Origin of the sequence: Massilia mucilaginosa, assembly GCF_011682145.1 — a bacterium.
In the GTDB taxonomy this organism is placed as follows: Bacteria; Pseudomonadota; Gammaproteobacteria; order Burkholderiales; family Burkholderiaceae_D; genus Telluria_A; species Telluria_A mucilaginosa.
Genome location: NZ_WHJH01000060.1, coordinates 1 through 24,851 on the forward strand (window position 1 = coordinate 1; position 24,851 = coordinate 24,851).

Annotated in this window: 17 protein-coding genes; 11 read left to right on the forward strand and 6 right to left on the reverse strand. The window is 66.3% G+C overall.

Going from position 1 to position 24,851, the window contains the following annotated elements; translation table 11 throughout:
- Nucleotides 1-395: 395 nt before the first annotated feature.
- The 3 genes from F2P45_RS29190 to pstS form a co-directional block, all read right to left on the reverse strand.
- Nucleotides 396-1,019 (reverse strand): redoxin family protein, encoded by a 624-nt coding sequence (locus tag F2P45_RS29190; protein WP_187367246.1) that lies wholly within the window; start codon nucleotides 1,017-1,019, stop codon nucleotides 396-398.
- 44 nt (nucleotides 1,020-1,063) lie between these two features.
- Nucleotides 1,064-3,226 (reverse strand): protein-disulfide reductase DsbD family protein, encoded by a 2,163-nt coding sequence (locus F2P45_RS29195; RefSeq protein WP_166881727.1) that lies wholly within the window; start codon nucleotides 3,224-3,226, stop codon nucleotides 1,064-1,066.
- A gap of 177 nt (nucleotides 3,227-3,403) precedes the next feature.
- Nucleotides 3,404-4,432: a phosphate ABC transporter substrate-binding protein PstS gene (gene pstS / locus F2P45_RS29200; protein ID WP_229505370.1), complete on the reverse strand. Its 1,029-nt coding sequence runs from the start codon at nucleotides 4,430-4,432 to the stop codon at nucleotides 3,404-3,406.
- A gap of 281 nt (nucleotides 4,433-4,713) precedes the next feature.
- Here pstS and F2P45_RS29205 point away from each other — a divergent pair, with 281 nt between their 5' ends.
- The 7 genes from F2P45_RS29205 (at nucleotide 4,714) to F2P45_RS29235 (ending at nucleotide 14,080) form a co-directional block, all read left to right on the forward strand.
- A complete protein-coding gene (locus F2P45_RS29205; protein WP_166881729.1) occupies nucleotides 4,714-5,052 on the forward strand; it encodes a DUF2946 family protein in 339 nt (112 codons plus the stop codon).
- A gap of 322 nt (nucleotides 5,053-5,374) precedes the next feature.
- Nucleotides 5,375-6,529: a TolC family protein gene (locus F2P45_RS29210; RefSeq protein ID WP_229505371.1), complete on the forward strand. Its 1,155-nt coding sequence runs from the start codon at nucleotides 5,375-5,377 to the stop codon at nucleotides 6,527-6,529.
- A 3-nt stretch (nucleotides 6,530-6,532) separates the two neighbouring features.
- Nucleotides 6,533-8,062, forward strand: a complete 1,530-nt coding sequence (locus F2P45_RS29215; RefSeq protein ID WP_166881730.1) for an efflux RND transporter periplasmic adaptor subunit — start codon at nucleotides 6,533-6,535, stop codon at nucleotides 8,060-8,062.
- Nucleotides 8,063-8,070: 8 nt separating this feature from the next.
- On the forward strand, nucleotides 8,071-11,217 hold the full coding sequence (locus F2P45_RS29220; protein ID WP_166881731.1) for an efflux RND transporter permease subunit: 3,147 nt from the start codon (nucleotides 8,071-8,073) through the stop codon (nucleotides 11,215-11,217).
- Between the two features lie 99 nt (nucleotides 11,218-11,316).
- Nucleotides 11,317-12,009, forward strand: coding sequence for a methyltransferase (locus F2P45_RS29225; RefSeq protein WP_166881732.1), 693 nt, complete (start codon nucleotides 11,317-11,319; stop codon nucleotides 12,007-12,009).
- 5 nt (nucleotides 12,010-12,014) lie between these two features.
- Nucleotides 12,015-13,262 carry a hypothetical protein gene (locus tag F2P45_RS29230; RefSeq protein ID WP_166881733.1) on the forward strand — a complete coding sequence of 416 codons (1,248 nt, stop codon included), beginning with the start codon at nucleotides 12,015-12,017 and terminating at the stop codon, nucleotides 13,260-13,262.
- Nucleotides 13,259-14,080, forward strand: coding sequence for an arginase family protein (locus F2P45_RS29235; RefSeq protein WP_166881734.1), 822 nt, complete (start codon nucleotides 13,259-13,261; stop codon nucleotides 14,078-14,080). Before F2P45_RS29230 ends, F2P45_RS29235 begins: the two co-directional genes overlap by 4 nt.
- A 39-nt stretch (nucleotides 14,081-14,119) precedes the next feature.
- On the opposite strand, the gene F2P45_RS29240 is transcribed toward F2P45_RS29235, so the two are convergent.
- The 3 genes from F2P45_RS29240 to F2P45_RS29250 are packed head-to-tail and all read right to left on the reverse strand — an operon-like array spanning nucleotide 14,120 to nucleotide 19,316.
- Nucleotides 14,120-15,766: an ATP-binding response regulator gene (locus tag F2P45_RS29240; protein ID WP_166881735.1), complete on the reverse strand. Its 1,647-nt coding sequence runs from the start codon at nucleotides 15,764-15,766 to the stop codon at nucleotides 14,120-14,122.
- The gene (locus F2P45_RS29245) at nucleotides 15,750-18,275 is read right to left on the reverse strand and encodes an ATP-binding protein (RefSeq protein WP_166881736.1); all 2,526 of its coding nucleotides are present in this window, start codon (nucleotides 18,273-18,275) and stop codon (nucleotides 15,750-15,752) included. The genes F2P45_RS29240 and F2P45_RS29245 overlap by 17 nt, the downstream gene beginning before the upstream one ends.
- Before the next feature lie 9 nt (nucleotides 18,276-18,284).
- Nucleotides 18,285-19,316, reverse strand: coding sequence for an ABC transporter substrate-binding protein (locus F2P45_RS29250; protein ID WP_166881737.1), 1,032 nt, complete (start codon nucleotides 19,314-19,316; stop codon nucleotides 18,285-18,287).
- Between the two features lie 300 nt (nucleotides 19,317-19,616).
- On the opposite strand from F2P45_RS29250, the gene F2P45_RS29255 reads away from it, so the two are divergent.
- From F2P45_RS29255 to F2P45_RS29270, 4 genes are all read left to right on the forward strand, one after another.
- Entirely contained in the window at nucleotides 19,617-21,341 is a 1,725-nt protein-coding gene (locus tag F2P45_RS29255) for an Hsp70 family protein (RefSeq protein ID WP_166881738.1), read from the forward strand.
- Between the two features lie 3 nt (nucleotides 21,342-21,344).
- Nucleotides 21,345-22,808 carry a TonB C-terminal domain-containing protein gene (locus F2P45_RS29260; RefSeq protein WP_166881739.1) on the forward strand — a complete coding sequence of 488 codons (1,464 nt, stop codon included), beginning with the start codon at nucleotides 21,345-21,347 and terminating at the stop codon, nucleotides 22,806-22,808.
- A gap of 258 nt (nucleotides 22,809-23,066) precedes the next feature.
- Entirely contained in the window at nucleotides 23,067-23,327 is a 261-nt protein-coding gene (locus F2P45_RS29265; RefSeq protein WP_166881740.1) for a hypothetical protein, read from the forward strand.
- A gap of 1 nt (nucleotide 23,328) precedes the next feature.
- Nucleotides 23,329-24,759, forward strand: a complete 1,431-nt coding sequence (locus F2P45_RS29270; protein WP_166881741.1) for an MbnB/TglH/ChrH family RiPP precursor modification enzyme — start codon at nucleotides 23,329-23,331, stop codon at nucleotides 24,757-24,759.
- Nucleotides 24,760-24,851: the final 92 nt, after the last annotated feature.

The following is a 24,851-nucleotide window of genomic DNA, read 5'->3' on the forward strand; positions in this document are numbered from 1 at the left end:
CTTGCCAGCGGCGAAAATCGTGGATGACGTCGCGGCGCTGCTGCCGTGGAATATGAAGGATTTGCATACCCCCGATTTAACCAGCGGCGTGACTTCCTGAACAGTCTGGGGTTGATGGATCGCTTACGTCACATTGCACGCTCAACTCATTTTGACACCTTAGTTGAAATTTAATTAAGAGTGTCATTTTACACCAAGAAAAACATGAAAAGTATTGTGGATTTTGCATTTATTCGAACAGAAAGCCATTCTTGAAGACATCGCCTTACTGCCCGGTTACTCATCGCTGGCGAGTGTATTGCCGTGCGCATCCAAAAGACCTTTTGAATTCGGACATTGCCAGAAGCCGATCGCGTTTGCAGCTTTCCCTTCTCCGCCTGACGGTATCACCTTGCTTATCCAGCGTATTTGATGGAGCAGCCGTAGGGCCTGGTATTGGCCTTCTCGACCGGCTTGCCGGCGTTGATGGCGGCGAGGGCCGCGCTCACGTAGTTTTCGGCTTTTGCCAGGTCATTCTTGTCGGCGGTCGGAATGCTGTCGATGCCACCCTTGTAGACCAGCTGGCCAGCCGCATTGACGATGAAGATGTGCGGCGTGGTTTGCGCGCCGTACAGCTTGCCGATCTTGCCGTCCGCATCGAGCACGGTTGCGGCCGGTGCCGCCTTGCGCTCGCCATTGAGCTTGCGGGCGGTGGCGCCGTCCACATGGCCCTGCTTGCCCGGCGCCGACGACACCACCTGCAGCCACACCACGCCCTTGCCGGCGGCGTCCTTCTGCAGGTTCGGGATGTTGCCGCTCTCATAGTGCTTGGCGACGAACGGGCATTCATGGTTGGTCCACTCCAGCACCACCGTCTTGCCCTTGTAGGCGTCGAGCTTGAGCGGCTTGCCATCGGCCCCGACCGCATCGAACGCCGGCGCCTGCTTGTTCAGTTCGGCATTTGCCATCGCTCCCGAGGCGGCGGCGAGCAAACCCACCGCGACTGCGGCCTTGATCAAATGCTTGATTGTTACCGACATGGCGCTTCTCCTTGAATTCCAGTTGAACGAAAGATGAGCCGGCGCTATTTCGAACGCAACGCCAAGCTGACGATGTCATGCGTCAGGATCTGGGGCAGCACATGCGCCTCCGATCCCGTGCCTGAGGGATAAAACAGATACAGCGGCACGCCGCTGCGCCCGTATTGCTTGAGCAAGGCGCTGATCCGCGCATCCTGGTTGGTCCAGTCGCCTTTCAGGTACGTAATGCCTTCCTCCTGTAACAATTCCTTGAACGCCGGCTTGCTCAGCGCTACTTTCTCGTTGACCAGGCAAGTGATGCACCAGGCGGCGGTCAGGTTGATGAAGACCGGCCTGCCCTGCTGGCGCAGCTCAGCCAGCCGCGGCGGCGAATACGCTTCCCAGTCTTGCCGCGCGCCTGCCTGCGCCACTTGCGCGGGCGACCCGGCCAGCAGGCGCACTGCCTGGAAGCTTACGCCGAGCGTGGCCAGCGTTGCCACCAGCAGCACGCCATTGGCCGCCAGGCGCCGGGCGCCGCTGGTGTTGCGGGTGCTGTCGAACAGCCACGCGATCAGCGCCAGCATGATCATTCCGCCCAGCGCCAGCGGCACGGCATTGACCCCCGCCTGTTGCGCAAGGACCCACACCAGCCACACGGCCGCAGCGTACATCGGGAACGCCAGCGCCTGCTTGAGCCGCTCCATCCACAGGCCGGACTTGGGCAGAACCCGGTGCAGCGCCGGCCAGGCGCTGACCAGCATGTAAGGCAAGGCCAGGCCGAGGCCGAGCGCGATGAAGACCAGCCACAGCACGAGCGAGGGCTGAGTCAGCGCGAAGCCAAGCGCCGCGCCCATGAAGGGGGCTGTGCACGGGGTGGCGACAATGGTGGCCAGTACGCCCGTGAAAAAACTGCCGCTGTAGCCGTTGCGACTGGCCAGGCCCGCGCCGAGGTTGGCCGGTCCTCCCAGCGCAAACACGCCGGACAGGCTGAGGCCGACGACAAAGATCAGGTAAGCCACCCCGAGCACGAAATAGGGCGACTGGAACTGGAAGCCCCAGCCGACCTGGGCGCCCAGGCTCTTGATGACGATCAGCGCCAGGGCCAGCAGGCTGAAGCTGACCAGCACGCCGGCCGTGTAGGCGACGCCCTGCATGCGTTTTTGCGCGCCGCTCAGGTCGGAGTGCTTGAGCAGGCCCAAAGCCTTGATCGACAGCACCGGAAATACGCAGGGCATCAGGTTGAGCACTACGCCGCCGGCAAAGGCCAGCAGCAGTGCGCGCCACAAGGTGATGTTGCCCTCGCTTGAGGCGGGTACCGGCGCCGCGCCTTTGCCGGGCCGGGGCGCCGCCGCTCCCGCACCCAGTTCGACCGCGTGGACAATGGCGCCATCGCCGCCGGACGAGGTCTTTTCGTGCGCCACCAGTACGCCGCGCACCTGGCTGCCGTGCGCTGGCGGCGTCTCGCCGGCGGCCAGCGCGATCGTGAGCTGCTGTCCGTCGAGACTGAATGACTGGGCAGCGTTGTGGGCCACCGTTCCCCATTGCGCCGGATAAAAGCGCAAGGTATGCTGCCGGGCGAACGCCGCTGCGCCGGTGCCGCCGACTTGCGCCGGCAAGGTCAGACGCGCCTGGAGTGTGTCGCCCTGGCGCAGGTAGACGGCCTGCCAGTCGACCGCCAGCGGGATCTGTTTCAGTGCGGCGTCGATGACCGGCTTGTGCTCGCTGTGGACGGACGCGGTTGCCGCCACCGCCAGCGTGGTCCTCAGCGTCGCTTCTTGCGGAAAGCAGCTTTCTGCGCAGACCAGCCAGCTTGCCTTGGCTTGCACCGGGATCTCGCTACCGATCGCTTGCGAGCCTGGCACGGTCAGTTTGGTGAGCAGGACGACCCGGTCGGCGTAGCCGTAGTTGGTGATCGGACCGATGTCGAAGCGGCTTGGCGCCGGCCAGAGAATCGCGCCGGTTGTCACGCCCGCCGGGAGCGTCCACGCGATGCTGGTGCTGGTGCCGGAGTCACCTGGATTCTTCCAGTAGGTATGCCAGTGTGGAATGATCTTTTGTTCGAGGCCCAGGTACACCGTCTGCCCGGGAACCACCTTGACGTGGTCGCTGATCAGCCGTACCGCGACCTGCTCCGTGCGCGCCTGGTCGAGCGGCAACTGCGCTGCCGCGGCGAGGTGCGCGAGCGTCAATGCGGCGGCGCTAAGCCATCGAACCTTTACAAGGAACATGAAGACACTCCAGAGCGGCGTAAACACGCGGGCGGCACCGCTGAAAATTGATCGATCCAGCCATACTAATCAAAGTCGCGACCCGACGCAACGCAGGGGCGCCGCGCCGCGCCACATGGCAAAAACCCGCCGGCGTCGGACGCGGGCGGGTGGTTTGCTGCCAAAAACGACGATGGATTAACGCAGGTTGAGCGCCTCGGACAGCGACCATTTCAGTGGCTGTCCGCTGGCATCGGTAATCGTGGTCAGATCGCCGAAGATGCGGCCCTGCATGGCGTCCGGCAGGCGCACGAAATTGGCGTTGCCGACAATCGAATCACCGTGGGCGAAGCCCCAGGCGAAGAATTTCAGCGTGGCGATGGTCTTTTCCGGATTGTTGCTCGCTTGCGAGGCAACAATGAAGGTGCCCGACGTGATCGGCCAGGTGCCCGGGCCGGCGCGGTCGGTCAGCATGTCTTCGTACTTGGCCTGGGTGACCCAGGTGCTGTTCAGCAGCGCGGCCGTGAAGCCTTCCGCGCCTGGCGCCACGACCTTGCCGTCGCGGTTTTTCAGGCGCGTGAACGCCAGTTTGTCTTGCACGACGTACTGATAATCGACGTAGGCAATCGCCCCCGACGTCTGCTTGAGCGCGCTCACGGCGCCGCTACTGCCGTTGACCTGGGTGACGCCATTGGCCCAGGCAACCGTAAAGTTGCGGCCGTACGCCTGTTTCCATGCCGGGCTGACCTTGCTCAGGTAATCGCTGAAGTTGTAGGTCGTGCCCGAACCATCCTGGCGCGCGATGACGGTGATGCCCAGGTCCGGCAGTGCCACGCCCGGATTGGCCGCGGTCAGCTTCGGATCGTTCCATTTGGTGATCTTGCGCGAGAAGATGTCGGCCAGCAGTTCGCCGCTCAGCTGCACGTCACCGCGCTTGAGGCCCGGCAGGTTGACCACAGGTACCACGCCCGACACGGCGCTCGGGAAGCAAATCATCTTGCCGGCCTTGAGGTCGGCTTGCGATGGCGCGATGTCGGTCGCGCCGAACTCGACGGTTTTGGCTTTGACCTGCTTGATGCCTTCGCTCGATCCGTTGGCCTGGTAGTTCAGCTTGAGGTTTTGCGATTTGCCATATACATCGGCAAGTTTGACGTACAGCGGCTGCGCTGCGGACGAACCGGCGCCGCTGATATCGATGGCGTGCGCCGCGAACGAGGAAAGAAACAATGACAGAGTGATCGTAGTTTTTACAGCAGAGAACATAAATTCCAGGAGTCTTGAAGTAATCGGAAACGCGCCGGCTGCTGGGCAGCCAGGAAACGAGCAACCGAAGATAATAACAGATGTACAACACCGCCACAATCCGTGTAAATACTTAGTTTTGGTAAAAACCAGGGAAAATCGTCAAGTAAACAGCCACTTATGAGCGTTGCATAAAATATATTCCCGGTGCATGGCCGGCGATCATGGGCCGAGCGGACCGGCGCCGCTGCTGTTACAATCGCCCCATGCGACGTTTGTTCATTATTTTCATGCTGCTGATCTTCCCGCTCCAGGTGAGCTGGGCGGTTGCGAGCGCGTATTGCGCGCATGAACCTTCGTCGACCATATCGCATCCCGGACATCACGAGCACGCCGGCGACGATCACGCCAGCCACGACAACTCCCCGTTCGGCATCGACCAGGATTGCGGCGACTGCCACTTCACCAGCGTCGGCATCACCACCTCCACCAGCGGCAGCATCGCGCCGCCGCCGACGGCGTACGCCCACGCAGCGGACGCCGCACGCCAGGGAACCTTGCGTCCCACCCGTCCTGAACGTCCCAAATGGCAAGGCCCTGCCTGATCCGGCTGCCGCTGCCGCACTTCTGATACCAGCCCAAGGCTGGACGTCACTGCCGTAATCGACACCTGCACCGCTGGCGCGCCCGGCCGGATTCCCTTGTCTGTTTAACCAGGAGAATTCGATGTACAAACTCGTCTTGCCGTTAGCGATTGCTGCGGCATTGGCCTGCCATGCGCAGGCTCAAACAACACCCTTTGCCATTGCGGCACCCGGCCCGATGAAGACCGCAACGCCCGGCATGCCTTTACGGGCGCCAACGATGACGTCCGGCCAGCCGTCCTCTACGGCAATCATTCAGGCGTCCCCTGCCGGGGCACCGCTATTGCTGGCCGGCGCCCTGGCGCGCGTGCTGCAAGCCAATCCCGACCTGCGCGCAGGCGCGCATGAAATCGACGCCCAGGCCGGCGCCGTCATGCAGGCTGGCGTGGCCCCCAATCCGGAACTGGCCACGCTGGTCGAAGACGCGCGCGCATCGGCCCGGACCACCACCGTCCAGCTCAACGTACCGATCGAACTGGGCGGCAAGCGCATGGCGCGCGTGAACGCCGCGCAACTTGGGCAGGATGCCGCCGGCGCCGAACTGGCCGTCAAGCGCAATGCCGTGCTGGCCTCGGCACGCGCCGCCTTTTACGATCTGCTCGCCGCCCAGCAGCGCCTGCACATCGCCAACGAATCGCTGGCCCTGGCCGATGGCGCGCTCGCCGCGGCGTCCAAGCGCGTCCTGGCCGGCAAGAATTCGCCGGTCGACGAGACGCGCGCGCGCATCGCCGCCGCCAGCGTCAAGCTCGACCTGGCGCAAGCCGGCGGCGAACTGGCGGGCGCCAGGCAGCGCCTCGCTGCGCTGTGGGGCGGCAGCGGGCGCGATATCGGCCATGTGCAGGGACGGCTCGACCGTCTGCCGGCGCAGCCGACCCTGCCCCACCTGATGGCGCAATTGGACGCCGCCCCCGCGCTACGGCTGGCGCAGACCGAACTGGCGCGCCGGCAAGCGCTGGCGCAAGTCGAACGCGCCGGCCGCCTGCCCGACCTGACCGTCAGCATCGGCGCCAAGCGCGACCAGCAGGCGGGCCGCAACCAGGCGGTGTTTGGCCTGGCGATTCCCCTGCCCCTGTTCGACCGCAACCAGGGCAAGCTGCACGAAGCGTTGCAACGCGGCGAAAAGGCCCGCGTCGAGCTCGACGGCGCCCGCGCGCGTCTGACCAGCGAGCTGGCTCAGGCGTACGAAGCGCTGGCCGTCGCCCGTGAACAGGCCCGGCTGCTGAACGACGACATCCTGCCCGGTGCGCAAAGCGCCTACGAGGCCGCCCGTACCGGCTTCGAGTACGGCAAGTTCGCTTTGATCGATGTGATCGACGCCCAGCGCACCTTGCTGCAAGCGCGCCTCCAGCACCTGCGCGCCCTGGCGGACGCCCATCGCGCTTGCGCCGACATCGACAGTATCCTCGGCGCCCATGGCGCCACCCAGACAGTGGAGTAATGCATGAAAACCCCTTTGAACAAGAAACAAATCATCGTCATCATCGCCGCCCTGCTGATCGGCGCCCTGCTGGCACTACTGATCGTGATGCGCAAGGGCGCGCAGCCCGGCCACGACGAGCATGAGGAGCACGGCGGCCATGCCGAAACCGCCCAGGTCGACCACGGCGGCAAACCGCACCAGGAAGACGCGGTCCCCGCGCGCGGCCCGCACGGCGGCAAGCTGTTCGTCAGCCAGGGCTACGGACTGGAAGCGACTATCTTCGACCACAGCGCCGGCCCGCAGTTCCGTATTTATACCTACCAGGACGGCAAACCGCTCGACCCCTCGGCCAGCAAGGTCCAGGTGACGCTCGAACGCCTGGGCAGGGCCGCCCAGACCATGCGCTTCGCGCGCGAAGAAGACTACCTGCGCGGCGACGCCCTGGTCGGCGAGCCGCACTCGTTCAAGGTCGGCGTGCTGGCGCAACACGGCGGCAAGACCTACCGCTTCGCCTACGACCAGGTCGAGGCGCGCGTGACGATGTCGGAAACCCAGGTTGCCCGGAACGGCATCGACATCCACACCGCCGGCCCGGCGCGCATCAAGAGCGTGCTCAAGCTCAATGGCGAGATCATGCTCAACGCCGACCGCACGGTGCACGTGGCCCCGCGCCTGGCCGGCATGGTGGAGTCGGTCAGCGCCACCGCCGGCCAGACGGTGCGCAAGGGCCAGGTGCTGGCGGTGCTGTCGAGCCAGGCCCTGGCCGGCGAACGCAGCGCCTTGCTGGCCGCGCAACAGCGCCTGGCGCTGGCGCGCAGCGTCTTCGAGCGCGAACGCGCGCTGTGGCAACAGAAAATCACGGCGGAACAGGATTACCAGCAAGCCCGCGCCGCCATGCAGGAAGCCGAGATCGGCGCCCAGAGCGCGCGCCAGAAACTCGACGCGCTCGGCGTCGGCGCCGGCAGCCTCAAGCAACTGGCGCGCTATGAAGTGCGCGCCCCGATCGATGGCGTCATCACGCAAAAAACCGTGGCCGCCGGCGAATCGGTGAAGGAAGAGGCCAGCCTGTTCGTGGTGGCCGACATGTCGACCGTCTGGGCCGAGCTCTCCGTGAGCGCGCGCGACCTCGAAACCATCCGCCAGGGCCAGGACGCCACCGTGCGCGCGGCCGATACCAGCGCCAGCGGCACGATTTCCTATGTCAGCACCCTGGTCGGCGAGCAAACCCGGGCCGCCAGGGCGCGGGTTGTCCTGTCCAACCTCAAGGGGGTGTGGCGTCCCGGCTTGCCGGTGACGGTCGACGTGGTGGCTGCCGAAGTCACGGTGCCGGTCGCGGTGCTGCTCGAAGCGGTGCAGAACGTCAACGAATTGCCCTCGGTATTCGGGCGCTACGGCGACCATTTCGAAGCGCGTCCGCTGGTGCTCGGGCGCAGCGATGGCGAGTCGGTCGAAGTGGTCAGCGGCCTGCTCGCGGGCGAAAAATATGCTGCCAAGAACAGCTTCCTGATCAAGGCCGACCTCGGCAAAGCCGGCGCCAGCCACGACCATTAAGGATTGCCATGTTCGATACCCTCATTCGTTTCTCGATCGAACGGCGCTGGCTGATCCTGATGCTGGCCGCCTTCATGGCCGCGCTCGGCATCTACAGCTACCGCCAGTTGCCGATCGACGCCGTGCCCGACATCACCAACGTCCAGGTCCAGATCAATACCGCCCTGCCCGGCTATTCGCCGCTGGAAGCCGAGCAGCGCATCACCTTCCCGGTCGAAACGGCGATGGCCGGCCTGCCCAACCTGGAACAGACCCGCTCGCTCTCGCGCTACGGCCTGTCGCAGGTGACCGTGATCTTCAAGGATGGCACCGACATCTATTTCGCGCGCCAGCTGGTCAACGAACGCCTGCAGCAGGCGCGCGCCGGCCTGCCCGCCGGCGCCTCGCCCGAAATGGGGCCGATGTCCACCGGCCTTGGCGAGATCTATATGTGGACCGTGGAAGCCAAGCCGGGCGCGCTGAAAACCGACGGCACGCCGTTCGACTCCACCGACCTGCGCCAGATCCAGGACTGGATCGTCAAGCCGCAGCTGCGCAATGTGCCGGGCGTGACCGAAATCAACACCATCGGCGGCTATGCCCGTGAAATGCACGTGGCCCCGAATCCCGGGCAGATGGTGGCGCATGGCCTGTCGCTGTCGGACATCGTCGAAGCGCTGGAGCGCAACAACAGCAACGTCGGCGCCGGCTATATCGAGCGTGGCGGCGAGCAATACCTGGTGCGCGTGCCGGGCCAGGTCGGATCGAGCGAGGATATCGGCGGCATCATCCTGCGCTCCTCGCAGGGGGTGCCGCTGTACATCCGCGACGTGGCCGAGGTGGGCGTAGGCAAGGAATTGCGCACCGGTGCCGCCTCCGAGAACGGCCAGGAAGTCGTGCTCGGCACGGTATTCATGCTGATCGGCGAGAACAGCCGGGCCGTGTCGGCCGCGGTGGACCGGAAACTCGGCGAGATCAACAAAACCCTGCCGGCCGGCGTGATCGCTCGCACCGTCTACGACCGCACCGACCTGGTCGACAAGGCCATCAACACGGTGCGCCAGAACCTGCTCGAAGGCGCGGCGCTGGTGATCATCGTGCTGTTCCTGTTTTTGGGCAATATCCGAGCCGCATTGATCACCGCGCTGGTCATTCCGCTGGCCATGCTGGCCACCTTCAGCGGCATGGTCGCGAAGGGCGTCAGCGCCAACCTGATGAGCCTGGGCGCGCTCGACTTCGGCATCATCATCGACGGCGCCGTGGTGATCGTGGAAAACTGCGTGCGCCGCCTGGCCCATGCCCAGGCCGCCGCCGGCCGTCCGCTCACGCGCGAGGAACGCCTGCGCGAAGTGTTCGCCGCCGCCGGCGAAGCGCGCCGCCCGCTGCTGTTCGGCCAGCTCATCATCATGGTGGTGTACCTGCCGATTTTCGCCCTCACCGGTGTCGAAGGCAAGATGTTCCATCCGATGGCCTTCACGGTCGTGGCCGCGCTGGTGGCGGCGATGGTGCTGTCGGTGACCTTCATTCCCGCCGCCGTGGCGCTGATGATCGGCAACAAGGTCAGCGAGCACGACAGCCGCCTGATGGCCTGGTCCCGGCGCGCCTACCTGCCGCTGCTGCGCCGCGCGAATGCCAACAAGGCGCCAGTGATGGTGATCGTGGGCGTGGTGATCGGCCTGTCGGCGCTGCTGGCCACGCGCCTGGGCAGCGAATTCGTGCCCAGCCTGAACGAAGGCGACATCACCATGCACGCGCTGCGCATTCCCGGCACCAGCCTGACCCAGGCGGTCGAGATGCAACTGTCGCTGGAACGCACCATCAAGCAACTGCCCGAGGTCGATACCGTGTTCTCCAAGATGGGCACGGCGGAAGTGGCCACCGATCCCATGCCGCCGAGCGTGGCCGATACCTTCATCATGCTCAAACCCGAGTCCGAGTGGCCCAGGCCCAAGCGCAGCAAGGAAGAGCTTCTTGCAGCGCTGGAACAGGCGGTTGGCAAGGTTCCCGGCAATAACTACGAGTTCACCCAGCCGATCCAGATGCGCTTCAACGAGTTGCTGTCCGGCGTGCGCAGCGACGTGGCGATCAAGGTGTTCGGCGACGACAGCGCCGTCATGGGCCGCAGCGCCGGGCAGATCGCCGCCGTACTCGAGACGATTCCCGGTGCGGCCGATGTGAAGGTCGAGCAGACCACCGGCTTGCCGATGCTCACCATTCGCATCGACCGCGCCCGCACCGCGCGCGTCGGGGTCAACGTGGGCGATGTGCAGCAGGCGATCGCCACGGCCATCGGCGGGGCCAGCGCCGGTTCGCTGTTCGAAGGCGACCGCCGGGTCGACATCGTGGTGCGCCTGCCCGAGAACCTGCGCGCCGACCTGGAGGCCATCCGCCGCCTGCCGATCCGCGTGGCGGCGCGCGAGGGCAATCAGGCGGCCGCCTACGTGCCGCTGGGGGACGTGGCGCAGCTCGACATGGCGCCGGGACCGAACCAGATCAGCCGCGAAAACGGCAAGCGCCTGGTGGTCGTGACCGCCAATGTGCGCGGGCGCGACATCGGCTCCTTCGTGGCGGACGCCAGCGCGGCGATCGGCCAGCAGGTGAAGATTCCAGCGGGGTACTGGATTACCTGGGGCGGTACGTTTGAGCAATTGCAATCGGCCACCAGCCGCCTGCAACTGGTGGTGCCGGCCACCCTGGCGCTGGTGTTCATGCTGCTGTTCGTCATGTTCGGCAATGTGCGCGATGGTTTGCTGGTGTTTACCGGCGTGCCGTTCGCGCTGACCGGCGGCATCGTGGCGCTGTGGATGCGCGGCATTCCGCTGTCGATCTCGGCGGCGGTCGGGTTTATCGCCTTGTCGGGCGTGGCGGTGCTCAACGGGCTGGTGATGATTTCGTTCATTCGCGGCTTGCGGGCGCAAGGCATGCCGCTGGCGCAGGCGGTCGAAACCGGCGCCATGACGCGCTTGCGTCCGGTGCTGATGACGGCGCTGGTGGCCTCGCTCGGCTTCGTGCCGATGGCGCTGGCGACCGGCACCGGGGCGGAAGTGCAGCGGCCGCTGGCGACCGTGGTGATCGGCGGGGTGTTGTCGTCCACCTTGCTGACCTTGCTGGTGCTGCCGCTGCTGTATCAGTGGGCGCACCGGGGTGACGGTCCGGCTGGCGGCGAAAGTTCCTGATGGCATTCTGTGGGATTCCGGCACACCCATTAGTGCCGAGCTTGCTTGCGCTCCGCGCCTGCGTTAGCATGATTGCATCTCGGACTCCCGGACCGCGCCATGGAAACGTCATCGATTGTCAGTGCAGTCAAGATCGACCAGTGGCAGCGCAAGCGCCAGCAGGGCTTCAAGTCGGTCCCTGACGAGGGTCGCACCGTTACCTACCTCGGCAAGGCCTTTCACGTCTATCCCGACACCTTCTGGCCCTTCCTCGACAGCCAGCCGCTGGTGCGCAAGCTGCGCATCGGCGCCGGCCAGAGCGTGCTCGACGTCGGCACCGGCTCCGGCGTGATCGCCGTCTTCGCCAGCCTCGGCGGGGCCGGCCGCGTGCTGGCGGTCGATATCAATCCGGCCGCCATTCGCAGCGCGCGCCGCAATGCGCGCGCGCATGGCGTCGACGGCGTGATGGAAGTGCGCCGCTCCGACCTGTTCGAGCAGGTCGGCGACGAACGCTTCGATGTCATCACCGCCAATCTGCCGTTTCGCAACAAGCCGGCGCCCGATGTGGTGGCGCAATCCCAATGGGACACCGGCTTCCGCACGAATACCCTGTTTTTCGAGCAGGTCGGCGCCCATCTCAAGCCGGGCGGGCGCATCTATTTTGCGCATGCCAATTTCGGCGAGGTGGACGAAGTCCGGCGCCTGGCCAGGCAAGCCGGCATGCGCGTGCGCCGCCTCGCCAGCAGCGTTCCGGGCGAGGGCGAAGAACGCCAGTTCCATGTCTTCCTGATCAAGCCCGCGGCGTCGGCGTAGCGCCGGTGGAGCGCTTGCTGGCAAGCGTCAATGCCTTGCGCGCGGTGCCGTGCGCGCCCTGGCGCCTGCGGGTACGGCGCGTGCTCGTGATTCTGACCAGCTCGCGCTCCGGTTCGAGCGTGTTCAAGGACACCCTGAGCCGCCATCCCGCGTTCGCCGCGCTGGACGGCGAAATGGAGCCACTGCTGGCCCTGAGCGGCAACGGCTTCGGGCACGACCGCGCCTGCGCCAGCGATGCGCTGGCCGGACTGCACAACCCCGATGCGCTGGCCGACAATATTTTCGATGGTTTGACGGTGGCCTCGGCGCAGTGGGCGCCGCGCGCCGAGCTCGAGGCGCGCTGGTGCAAGCGCATGCTGCTGCAGTTCCCCTCCCTGTTCGCGGCGCCCGGGCCGTGCGCGCAGCTGCGGCGCACGCTCGCCGAGGCGCTGGCCGAGGCTTGCGATGGCGCGCTGCGGCCCACGCCGCGCCAGGCCGCACAGACCGTGCTCGAGCGCGTGTTCCGGCACAGCAGCTGGCGCATCGACTACTACGACGGCGCGGCCGGGCCGGGCCAGCGCCGTCCCTTTGCCGAAGCGGCCAAGCTCGAGGAGCCGCCCTTCGTGCAGCCCGACCCGTGCCGGCGCCGCTTTACCGAAGACGATGCCGGCGCCAGGGTATTGCTGTTCAAGACGCCGTCGGACGCCTACCGGCCCGGCCTGCACCAGCGCCTGTTTCCCCAGGCCGAAGTGCGCTACCTGCACCTGACCCGTGGCTTTGCCCAGAGCGTCAACGGCCTGATGGACGGCTGGTTGTCGCCGACCGGATTTTTTGCCCACGACATGGCGCGCGCCGCGGTACGCCTCGACATCGGCGGCTATTCGGAACAGTGTGCCTTCGGGCGGCGCTGGTGGAAGTTCGACCTGCCGCCCAACTGGCGCGACTTTACCGGCGCACGCCTGGAAGAGGTATGCCTGAACCAGTGGCTCTCTTGCCACCGTTCCATCCTCGACAGCGGCGTGCGCGCGCGCCGGCTCGCGTTCGAAGACTTCCTGGCCGACCCCGCCGGCAGCGTCGACGCGCTGGCCCGCTGGCTGGACCTGGATCCGGCGCCCGCGCTGGGCGCGCTGCCGCTGAGCATGGTCACCGAGGCGCCGGCGCCGGGCCGCTGGCGCAAGCGCGCCGCCCTGCTGCTGCCGATGGCGCGGCGCACCGCGGTAGCGCGCACCATGGACGAGCTGGGATACCGGCCGGACCCGGAAAGCTGGCCGTGATCAAGCCCCTGCTGGTTCCCTACCTGATGGGCCAGCGGCGCGACGGCTTGCTGCGCGTCGGCCCGCTACGCGGCCAGGCATGGCAGGTGGTGGCCGCGCCGCTCCCGACGCCCGAGCGCATCGCCAGCAAGGAGCAGCAGATGCGCAGCATGGAAACGATCTATGCGCGCCTCGCGGACCAGGTCGGGTCGGCCCTGCTGGAGGGGGATTTTCCGTGCAGCCTGGCGGGCGATTGCGTCTCGGCCATGGGCATGCTGGCCGGGCTGGAGCGGGCCGGACGCCTGCCGCAGCGCATCCTGTGGCTCGACGCGCACGGCGATTTCCACACCTGGGGCACCACCGAGACCCAGTATCTGGGCGGCATGCCGCTGGCGATGCTGGTCGGGCGCCCGGACCGGCGCCAGGAACAGCGCGACGCCAGCGCCTCCCTGCGCGCGGCGCTCGGCGTGCATCCCTTTCCGGAGCAGCGCGTGGTGCTCTCCGATGCGCGCGACCTGGACGCGGGCGAGTACCAGGCCCTGCGCCATTCCGCGATCGTGCATTGCCCGCTGGACGCGGTGCTGTCCCATCTGCACCCGCGCGAGAGCCTGTACGTTCATTTCGATACCGACGTGCTCGATGAGCCGCAGCGCATGCCGGCCCTGAAATACCACGTCCCCGGCGGGCCGCGCCTGGAACAGATGGCGGCGCTGTTCGAGCGCCTGCGCGCTTACCGGCTGGTGGCGCTGTCGGTCTCTGCATGGCATGCCGAGCAGGACGCCGATGGCAGCGCCGCGCACGCCTGCCTGGCCCTGATCGAGCGCCTGCTGCCCGCCTGAGCAAGTGTGCGGACATGACAGGAATGCATGCGCACTTGCTTAGCCGGTTACCTCCTGGCCGGGCGCTTTCGTGTGCTCGTCCAGGACCCGCTCGATCGTCGCGGCGAAGACATCGATGTCGAGCGGCTTGGTGAGATAGCAGTAAAAGCCCGCTTCCTTGCCGTTCGCCATATCGTCCGGCATGGCGCGCGCCGAGACGGCAATGACCGGAATGTGGGCGGTGCGCGGGTCGGCCGCCAGCGCGCGCCGGATCGCAAAACCGTCGATGCCGGGCAGGTTGATGTCGACCAGGATCACGTGCGGCACGTGCTGGCGCGCCAGCGCGATACCGGCGCGGCCGTCCGGCGCCGACAGCAGGCGCAGGTCGCTGCGCGGGCGCACGATTTCTTCGATCAGGCACAGGCTGGCCGGATTGTCTTCGATGTACAGCAGCGTGCTCAGCGCGCGCGGCAGGCGCGGGGCAGCCGCCGCGCCTGCCGCGGCGCGCCCGTCGTGCGCCCCGGCGCACTGTCCGAAGGTGACCCAGAAAGTGGTGCCGACCCCGGGCGTGCTCTCGACCCCGATGCTGCCGTCCATCAGTTCCACCAGGCGGCGCGTGAGCGCCAGGCCGATCCCGGTTCCCTCTTCGGCGCCGGCCTCGCGCCCGAGCCGGTTGAACGGCTCGAACAGCTGCGCCATCTGGCCGGGGTCGAGGCCGGCGCCGGTGTCGCGCACCGCGATCCTGGTCTCTCCCGCGCTGCCGGGTTCGCAGTTGACCATCACGCGCCCGTGTTCGCGGTTGTACTTGATGGCGTTCGAGAGAATATTGATCAGCACCTGTTTCAGGCGCAGGCGGTCGCACAGCACATGGGCTTGCCCGCATGCCGGAAAATACAGCGTGACCGCGTGCCGGTCGGCCAGCGGCGCCAGCAGGGCCTCGCATTCGGCCAGCACCGGCGCCAGCGCGACCACTTCCATGTTCACGCTCAGGGCGCCCGCTTCGACCCGAGCCAGGTCGAGCACCTCGTTGATCAGGGCCAGCAAGTGCTTGCCGGCCTTGAGGATATGGCCGACGAACACCTTTTTCTGGACTGGCGTCGAGGGCAAGGTGTCCGAATGCAGGATCTGGGCGAACCCGAGAATGGCGTTGAGCGGCGTGCGCAGCTCGTGGCTCATGGTGGCCAGAAAGGCCGATTTCATCGCGCTCGCGTGTTCGGCTTCGCGCCGCGCCTGTTCCAGCGCGACGTTCATGGTGGCCATGTCGGCCGCGTGCTGGCGCACTTGCCGTTCGAGCGCGGCATTATCGATGCGCAACTGGCGCGTCTCGATGGCGCGCGCCAGCACCGGCAGGATCGCCGACAGCCGGCACGGCTTGAGAATGTAGTCGAGGGCGCCGACCTGCATGGCCTGGACCGCCGAGGCGATGCTGCCTTCGCCGGTCATGATGATGCAGGCCAGGTCCGGGTCGAGCGCGCGCGCCTCCTGGACCAGGGCGATGCCGCCGGTGCCGGGCATGACCAGGTCGGCCAGCAGCAGCTCGTAGCGGCCCTGGCGCAGCAGCGCCAGGGCCTCGGCGGCGCTGCAGCAGCCGTCCATGGCGTAGCCCTGGGCGGCGAGGGTGTCGCACAAGGCCCGCACATGGGCCTGTTCATCGTCGGCTACCAGGATCCGCACCGCGGCGCCTGTTTGCTCAGCTTGTTCCGGCATGATCCGTGTCTCCGTCGGGTACGCACGCGGCCAGCGCCTCGCGCAATTCGTGCAGCTTGGGTGGCTTGCTCAGCACCAGGTTGACATCGGCCGGCAAGTCGTCTTCGGTGGCGATGCGCTGGCCCCATCCGGTGAGCAGGATCACCGGGGTCAGCGGCGCCATGGTCTTGACCGCGGCGGCCACGCGGCGCCCGTCCACATGGGGCATGCCGAGGTCGGTGATGACCAGTGCGTACGGCACCCCGCCATGCAGGGCGGCGCGGAACTGCTCGATGCCGGCCTGGCCGCCGTCGGCCGCCGACACCTGGTGGCCATCGCTTTCGAGCACCGTGCGCAGCGCTTTTTGCACCAGCGGATCGTCGTCCACGGTCAGGATACGCAGCGGCGCCGACCGCCGCGCCGGCGCCTGCGGCGGCGCGGCCCCGGCCACTTCGGCGGGCAGCGGAAAGGCCAGCCGCATGGTGGTGCCGCGCGCGCGCGCCGATTCGATGTCGATGCGCGCGCCGTGGCGCTCGACCATGCCGTACACCATCGCCAGGCCGAGCCCGGTGCCGCGCTCGCCCTTGGTCGTGAAAAACGGCTCCAGGCAGCGGCGCCGGGTATCCTCGTCCATGCCGACCCCGCTGTCGCCGACTTCCAGCCAGACTTCCGCCGCCACGGCGCCGCTGGCGGGCATGCTGCGCGTGCCCAGGGTCAGGGTGCCGCCCTCGGGCATGGCGTCGACCGCGTTGAAGACCAGGTTGGTCAGCGCTTCGCGGATTTCGCTCTCGATGCCTTGCAAGGGCGGCAACCGGGCCTCGAAGTTGCAGCGCAGCGCGATCACGATGCCGCGCTGCTGCGGCATGTCGCTCCAGCGGGCGCGCGTCAGATCGGCCACCTCCTGCATCAGGCGGTTGGCATCGACCCGCGCCAGATGCACCTGCGGTTCGCGCTGGCGGTAGAATTCGCGCATGCGCGCCACCGTCGCCGCCACATCGTCGATCGCGCGCTTGATCACTTCCAGGCAGGCCCGCGCCTTGCCGCTGAGCCCGGGCTCGGTTTCGAGCAGCGATTCGGTGTACAGGGCGACCGGCGAAATGGCGTTGTTGATGTCGTGCGCGATGCCGCTGGCCATTTGCCCGAGTGCGCGCAGGCGCTCCTGCTGCACCGCTGTCTTCTGGCTCTGGCGCAGGTCTTCGTAGGCGCGCTGGAGTGCGCCGTAGAGCTCGGTCTGGTTGGCGGCCAGCGCCACGTGCTCGCTCAGCTGGCGCAGGAATTCGCATTCGCCGCTGCTGAAGCTCGACGGCGCCAGGCGCGCCGTCACCAGCACGCCGAACACGGTCGACTCGACCAGCAGCGGCGCCATCACCAGCGCGCGCAGGCCGCCGCCGGCCAGCCGCTGCGGAAACGGAAACGGCACGTCGACGACGTCCGGCTCATACACCAGTTCGCCGGCCACGCAGCGCGACAAGCCGTTCTGGCCGACCTCGATCCGGGCGTGTTCGCGCATCGCGAATTCCTCGGCCAAAGCGGCGCTGCGCAAGCCCACGCAACTGACCTCGAGCGCCGCGCTGCCCTTGCGGTACAGGCAGATGCAGCAAAAATCGACCGGCAGCTGCTCTTCCAGGCTGCGGATGACGACCTGGAAGATGCTGCGCATGTCCTGGCGCTCGCCCACCGAACGGGTGATTTGCTGCAGCAGGGACAGGCGCGCAAGCTGGGAGCGGACCTTCCTTTCAGCCAGCTCGCGTTCGGCGATTTCGGCCTGCAAGGCCTGGTTGGCGGCGCTCAGATCGAGCCGCGAGACCGTGCTTTGCTTGAGCGCGTCCGTCATGCTGTCGAATGCGCTGGCCAGCTCGCCCAGCTCGTCGCGCCCGTGCCAGCCGAGCTTGAAGTCGAGGTCGCCCGCGCCGACCTTCCTGGTGCCTTCGTGCAAGCGTTCGAGCGGGCGTACCAGGCTGCGCAAGGTCAGCAAGCTGCCGGCCACGATGGTCGCCAGCACGATCGCGCCGAACGCCGCCACCGCGCCGATCTCGCGCTGCTGCGACGCCAGCACGCCCTGGCGGCTGCGTTCCGACAAGTGCATGGCGTCGGCGATCATGGTCTGGGTCTTGCCCGAAATCTGCCCGGTCAGGCGCGAGGCGAGCTCGTCGCGGACCTCGTCGGCGGGCTGCGCGCGGGTCGCCACCAAGAGGGAAAACAGGCGCCCGACGCTGGCGAAGCTGTCGCGCAGCGAGGCGATGCGGGCCGCATCGTCGGCGCCGCTGAAGGTGCTGTCGGACGCCAGCAGCACGGCCAGCGAAGCGCTGCGCAGGCGCCATTGGGCAAACACCCGCTGTTCGCTGCGCAGGCCGTATTCGAGCGACAGGTAGCGCAGGGCGGTGACCGCGTTGAGGATCTCGTCGGCGCTCTGGTTCTTGTTCAACTCGCGCCGCACCTGGGTCGTGGTCGACAGCAGGATGGCCCCGACCAGCGCGACCACGACGGCGCACAGCAGGCTACCCAGTTTGAGGCGGGTCGCAATCTTCATCCAGTCTCCTCAGCGAATCACGGTGACCGCCGCCGGGGCCACATGCACCAGGGCGTCGAGATACATATTGTCGAGGAAATTGGGCGTTTCCCCGGGCGCGGCCAGGCCGTTTGCGACCGCCCAGCGCGATTCATCCTCCAGCGCCAGGATCAAGCCCTGGTCGAGCGTCATTCCGAATTGCAGGCGCTGCCAGCGCGTGGCCCACGCGTCCGTGTCGGCGCGCAGGACGGCGTTCATCACGGCGCGCGCGTGAGCGGGCCGGTCGCGGCAGTCGCGCACCCCTCGCGCCAGTGCGCGCAGCACGCGCCGCATCAGCTCCGGGTTGGCGGCGACGAAATCGCGGCTGCCGGCCAGGCTGTACGGAATCTCGTAGATATCTTCGGCATAAAACAGCGCGCCATTCCTGCCCAGCGCGCCCTGGAGCTCGTCCAGAAAAGGTTCCCAGGTTGCAATCGCGTCAACCCGGCCGGCAGCGAGCGCGGCGCCGAACTGTTCCGGCTTCAGGTCGACCACGTCGACCTCGCCGCGCGCCAGGTGCTGGCGGCTGAGAAAGCCGTCGAGCACGAAATGGGCCGAGGTGCCCAGGCTGACGCCGATCCGCTTGCCTTTCAGGTCGGCCAGGGTCGCAATACCGCGGTCGCGCCGGGCCACGATGCCATGATCGTGTTCGGTTTTGAAGAAGGTCGCCACCACCGATACAGGCACTTTTTGCATGGCCGCGAACATGATCGGAATATCGGCCGTGGTAGCCAGGCCGGCCCTGCCGGAAAGTGCCGCCGCCAGCGCCGCCTTGCCGGTCAGGTGGGTCTGGAGACTGGCGGCGACGCCCTCCCCCTCGAAATAGCCGCTGCCGACCGCCACGGTGACCGGGCAGGTACCGACGTATGCCGAGTTCGAGGCGATGGTCAGCGTATAGGCAGCGGGCGGGCTGAGCGCCGGCCGAAACGGACGCAGCCACTGAACCAGCACGCCTGCCAGGGCAAGCGCGAACAGGACTGCCAGCGCGTACCGCTTGCGACTGTTCGGTAGCGTTTCTCCCATCTGGCTCTCTCCTCGCGGATAACCCGCGCAGCAAGATCAGCGTGACATAAATACGCGGGGAAATTCTATCCAATTATCGCAATTTTGAAAATTATTGCAATTTCGCTATTGCGAACTGCGCCATGACTGCGCTGCCGCGCCGATTGCAGGGCGACGCCGCTAGAAATGTGTTGCTAAGAGTGATGTATTTGAGTACGACAAATTGCTCAAATACCAATTTCCCACCCAATTTCGGCTATTATTGCTACATTGAAAGTCCGCGCGCAACGCGCACCGGCACCGTTACTCAATGGAAGCAAGATGATCGTAGGAATCGACCTCGGCACCACCAACAGCCTGATTTCCGTCTGGGAAAATGGCGCAGCCCGCCTCATCCCGAACAGCCTGGGCGAGGTCCTTACCCCCTCCTGCATCAGCATTGACGAAGATGGCAGCATCCTGGTCGGCCGCGCCGCGCGCGAGCGCCTGCAAACCCATCCGGACCGCAGCGCCGCCGCCTTCAAGCGCCACATGGGCAGCGACAAGCAAATCACCCTCGGCAAGCGCGCTTTCCGCGCCGAGGAACTGTCGGCCCTGATCCTGCGCGCCCTCAAGGAAGACGCCGAAGCCGCCCTCGGCCAGCCGGTCACCGAAGCTATCATCACCGTCCCCGCCTACTTTTCCGACGCCCAGCGCAAGGCCACGCGCGCCGCCGGCCAGCTTGCCGGCCTGAAAGTCGAGCGCCTGCTCAACGAACCCACCGCCGCCGCCCTCGCCTACGGCATCCATCTGCGCGACAGCGAAAGCAAGTTCCTCGTGTTCGACCTGGGCGGCGGCACCTTCGACGTCTCCGTCCTCGATCTGTTCGAGAACGTGATGGAAGTGCGCGCCTCGGCCGGCGACAACTTTCTCGGTGGCGAGGATTTTGTCAACTCCCTGGTCGACCAGTTCTTTGAACACAACAAGCTGGACAAGCGCTACCGCGACAACGCCCACTTCATGCAGCGCCTGACTGCCCAGGCCGAGGCAGCCAAGCGCGAACTGAGCACGGCGCCTCGGGCGCTGATCCTGCTCACCGAAGGCGCACACAACTTGTCGATGGAACTCGACGAAGCCAGCTTCGAGTCGCTGTGCGCACCGCTGCTGGCGCGCCTGCGCCAGCCGGTCGAGCGCGCCTTGCGCGACGCCAACCTGGCCGGCGCCCAGCTCGACAATATCGTACTGGCCGGCGGCGCCACCCGCATGCCGCTGGTGCGCCGCATGGTGGCGCGCATGTTCGGCCGCTTCCCGGCCTGCGACATCAATCCGGACGACGTCGTCGCCCTCGGCGCGGCGGTCCAGGCCGGCCTGAAAAGCAAGGACGCCGCCCTCGACGAAGTCGTCATGACCGACGTCTCGCCCTATTCCCTGGGCGTTGAAGTGTCGATGCAGTACGACTCGGGCGGCCATTCGCTCGGCCATTTCGACCCGGTGATCGAGCGCAACACAGTGGTGCCGGTCAGCCGCGTCAAGGTCTATTACCCCGTGCAGGATCAGCAGACGATACTGGAAATCAATGTATTCCAGGGCGAGGCGCGCATGGTGTCCGACAACATCAAGCTCGGCACCCTGAACGTGCAGTTACCGCCCGGCACGCGCGAGGACAAAGCCGTCAACGTGCGTTTCACCTACGACGTCAACGGTTTGCTGCAGGTCGACGTCACGCCGCTCAAGGGCGGCGAGAGCACGCTGCTGGTCATCGAAGGCAACCCGGGCATGATGTCGCAGCAAGAAATCGCCGAGTGCCTCGCTTCGCTGTCGCAACTCAAGATCCACCCGCGCGACCGCATCGACATGCGCACGCTGGTCGCGCGCGGCGAGCGCCTGTACCAGCAGTTGCGCGGCAGCGTACGCGACCGGCTGTCGCTGGAAATCACGCGTTTCGAAGGTGGCCTCAATACCCAGGACAAGCGCATCATCGACGCAGCCGCCAGACATTTCCTGGAAGTGCTCGATGACGTCGAACACCAGCACGCCGGCAACCCGTTCGGCGACGCCGACCTGTAAGGCATGCCCCGCACACCCGCTTTCCTTGTCCGTCTGGGCCTCGACACGACCGCCGACGAACGGGCGATCCGGCGCGCCTATGCGCGCTTGCTCAAACAGATCGACCAGGAAACCGAACCGGCCCGTTTCCAGGCCCTGCGCGAGGACTACGAACAGGCCATCGCGTGGCTCTCCCGGCGCGAGGCGGACGACCATGCTGACGAGGACGAGAACATCGTGCATGAAGATGCCGCTGGCGCCAGCGCAGCCCCGGCGCCGGTCCGGTCCAGCGATCTTTTTGAACGGATCGATCCCGACGCCCTCGCCGACGAGGTATATCAGGAATTTCTTGCCGCCCTGCCGGAACTGCGCAGCGGCCCCATGCAAGCCGACGTCATTGCGTGGAGTAACGCGCTACGGCGCTGCCTGGACCACCAGCGCCTGCTCAATATCGCTGCCGGCGCGGCCTTCGAGGCACGCATCGCCGCTTTGCTCGCCGGCCCGCGCCAGCCGGGGCATGAGACCCTGTTCAGCGCCGCCATCGAGGTATTCGGCTGGGTGTCGGGACGTCACCGGCTGCGACAGTTCCACCGTGCCGGCGCGCTGCTTGACCGCGCCATCGATGAGCGCGATATGTTCAATGCGCAAGAATCCCGCGAGCGGCTGGCCCAGCAACAGGCCCTGGCGATGCTCGCTTTGCCGGACCTGCCGCATGCCGATACGCTACGCCGCCTGGCGCCGCACGTCGAGATGATGATGGCGCGCTTCCCCGTACTCATGCGCATCGTTGCCGATCAGGACAGCCTGGACCGCTGGCGCGCTGGCGCGGCGGCCCTGTCGGCCGAACGCGTGCGCCTGACGGCCATCGTGTCCGCACGTGCGCAGCTGCCAGCCGACGCGGCCCGCCATGGCCATGCATCGACCGTGTCCGATCGCGCCAGGGCTTACCTGAAAGACAAAATGGCAGGGCCTTTGCCAGCCATCCTGGCCGGCCTGCTGATTATCTTCGCTGCCCTCTGGTGGCACAGCGCGCAATCCGTTGCACCAACGCACTACACACCGCCAGCGGACCATGCTGCGCCGCTCAATCCGTCCGGCCAACAGGGCAATGCCTCCTCGCGCATCCGAATGGCCTGGCCCGACTTCTTCATGGCAATGCCGGCCTCACGTCCGCAGAGCAAGTTAATGACGCGAAAGCAGCTCGATGCGATCGGCGCGCATTTCAACTACACGGTCGAGAAGCATACCCCGCTCGGCCGGCGCTCCATCGACCTGGACATCCATCTCGATCAGGACAGCAAGATCAAATCGATGACCATCGCGCGCTCATCGGGCTACCGGGACTTCGACGATGCCGTCGAAAAGGCGCTGCGTGATGCGCAGCCATTCCCGGCGTCGGCGGCGCGCTCGTTCAAAATGATCTACATCACCAACGTCACGCAGCAGCATCTTCCGAAAGAGCCGGTCGGCCCGCTCCCGCAGTCCTGATCTTAGGTAAGATGTGCTCCCGATAACTCACGCCCGACGTGTAAAAACATCCAAAATGTCGCAAATCAAAGCCGTTCCGCACCTGCCTTTGACGCCGCGCAAAGTCGGTGCACTTGATGCAGGGTGCGTGAAGGGTGATGCCTATACTTCAGACAAAATGCGGCCTCAGCATTAACGCTGGAGGCCGTACTCTCGGGGAAATGCGCCGCATTTTCCGAGGGAACACACCAATCACCCACATCACAGGAGCGTCACGTTATGGATACCAACGCCGTCGATCTGCGTACCACCCTGGCCGCACAAGCCGCCAACCGTAGCGTCAGCGTGTCGGTGCCGAGCCAGGAGTATTTCGACCTGGACCAGTTCCAGCGCGTCCAGAAAGCGTTGCTTGGCCAACTCGGCTGCCCGGCCTGCACCTCCGGCTTCGATATCCGCTACGGTATCCAGCGCCGTTTCATCGTCGACGCCAATCTGGGGGTGCAGGCAACCGGGCTGGCGCAAGACCAGTTCTCGCCCTGACATGCGCGACCTGCCCGAAGTGGGCGTCGGCATGGTGTGCCTGCCCGGTCTCGAAGCCTTCATCGAGGCCGCGCACGACCTGATCGACGTCATCGAAATCGAACCCCAGCCGCTATGGTTCAAGTCGGCGGCGGCCGGGGTGCCGTATGCGATCAATGCCGCCGCCCTGGTGCAGCTGTGCGCCGATCCGCATCCGAAGCTGGTGCATGGCGTCGGTTTTCCGGTCGGCGGCAGCGTGGCGCCCGAGCCGGACCAGGTGGCGCTGTTTGTCGAGGTGATCAGGGCGCTCGACGCTTGCTGGGCCAGCGAGCACCTGAGTTTTTCGCGGGTCGACGGCGCCAGCGGCGTATTCCATACCGGCTTCTTGCTCCCTCCCCTGCAAAGCGCGCAAAGCGTGGCGCTGGCCGCGTCCAACATCCGCGCCTTGGGCGCGCAATTGCCGGTGCCGTTCGCTGTAGAAACCGGCGTCAACTATCTGCGCCCGCTCCCCGGCGAAATGTCGGACGGCGCCTTCTTCGGCGCCATTGCCGAAGAAGCCGATTGCGCCATCCTGCTCGACCTGCATAACCTGTGGTGCAACGAGCGCAATGGCCGCCAGGGCGTGCTGGAGGCGCTCGATGAGATGCCGCTGGAGCGCGTGTGCGAAGTCCATCTGGCCGGCGGCGACCATCTGGCCGGCTATTATCTCGACGCCCACTCCGGCCTGGTGCCGCCGGAGCTGATGCAACTGGCGCACACGGTGCTGCCACGGCTGCCCAATCTGAAAGCGCTCATATTCGAGATCGTGCCCGCCTATATGCCGGCGCGCCCCATCGGCCAGGGCGAGCTGAAGGCGCAGCTGCTCGACCTGCGCCAGTTGTGGAACGAGCGCAGCAAGCGGCTTCAGGTCGCAAGCGGCACGCCGCGCGCGATCCCCCGGTCCATCACGGCCGCCGATAGCGCCTTGCCGTCGCCCACCGCATGGGAGCGCGCACTGGCCGGCCGCGTGCTCGAATCCGAACCGGACGCGCCGTTCGCGCAGGTGCTCGATGCCGACAATGGCGTGGCCGTCTTGCGCCAGCTGGTGGCGGCGGTGCGCAGCGGGACCATTGTCGATTCGATGACGCTCAGTTACCGCCTCATCGTTCTCAGTCTCGGCGAGCCGGCATTCTTATCGCTGCTGCGGGCCTTCTGGAAAACCCGCCCGCCGGAACCGTTTGCGACCGAAGAAGCGCTCAATTTCGCCGAATTCCTGCGCACCCAGGCGCTCGCCATTCCGCATCTGGACGAGGTGCTGGCGTTCGAACTGGCATCGCACCAGGTGCGCATGTACGCCCAGCATAAAACCGTGCGCTTTACCTGTTCGCCGCTGCCGCTGCTGATGGCCTTGCGCCAGGCACGCATGCCCGACTTTGCCGATCATGGCGATTTTGCGCTGACGATCGAGCCATAGATCGCGCCATAGCCTGCCTGCGATGATCAAAACAATGCTTGAACCTCTATTCGGGATACCTTACGATGCCAGGAGTTTCGATTAACTAAAGG